This is a genomic window from Mesorhizobium sp. M1406 (assembly GCF_040317555.1).
GTDB lineage: Bacteria > Pseudomonadota > Alphaproteobacteria > Rhizobiales > Rhizobiaceae > Mesorhizobium.
Window position 1 is genome coordinate 1 of sequence record NZ_JAMYKW010000185.1, and the last position, 672, is coordinate 672.

At 63.4% G+C, this 672-nt stretch carries 1 protein-coding gene; it reads right to left on the reverse strand.

The window, feature by feature from the left end:
* Positions 1-543 (reverse strand): tyrosine-type recombinase/integrase (locus tag NKH03_RS34860; RefSeq protein ID WP_352973379.1); only part of this gene is annotated, 543 nt, incomplete at its 3' end.
* Positions 544-672 lie beyond the last annotated feature (129 nt).

The following is a 672-nucleotide window of genomic DNA, read 5'->3' on the forward strand; positions in this document are numbered from 1 at the left end:
TTCCAGTAGCTGCGGCGAGAGCATGGCGTTGCGGTCCCTGCGTCCCTTGCCCTGTTCGACGCGGATCAGCATGCGTGTCGAGTCGATGTCGTCGACCTTGAGGTGCGCGACCTCGGACACGCGCAGGCCCGCGCCATAGGCGACACCGAGCGCGGCCTTGTACTTGATGCCTGGTGCTGCTTCGAGGAGCCGCGCCGCTTCCTCAACGCTCAGCACATCGGGCAGCTTGTGCGGATAGCGCATGATCACCAGCACACGTGCCAGATCCCGCCGCTTCAGCGTCACCAGGAACAGGAACCGCAACGCCGAGACCGCGCCGTTGATGGTCGCAGGCCCAACGCCGTTCTCATGCTGATACAACTGGAAGCGACGGATGTCCTCGGGCGTCGCAGTATCGGGAGAGCGTCTGAGAAAGGCTGCGAAGCGTCGGACATGACGAACGTAGTCCTGCTGCGTATGTGGTCCCAGGCCCCGCATCAGCATGTCTTGCTGCATGCGCTGGCGAAGCGGTGTGATCGGAGCGTCGGTCGACAGGGTAGCCATGGCAAGTTCCTCTCGTTGAAGGGAACTCCATGGTCGGATCGCGGGCTCTACCCGCTCAAGGCCTATGAATACCGCGCCATCTCAGAATCAGGCGACCCTCCCGCGAAGCGGGTTCGTGCATGGGGCGCA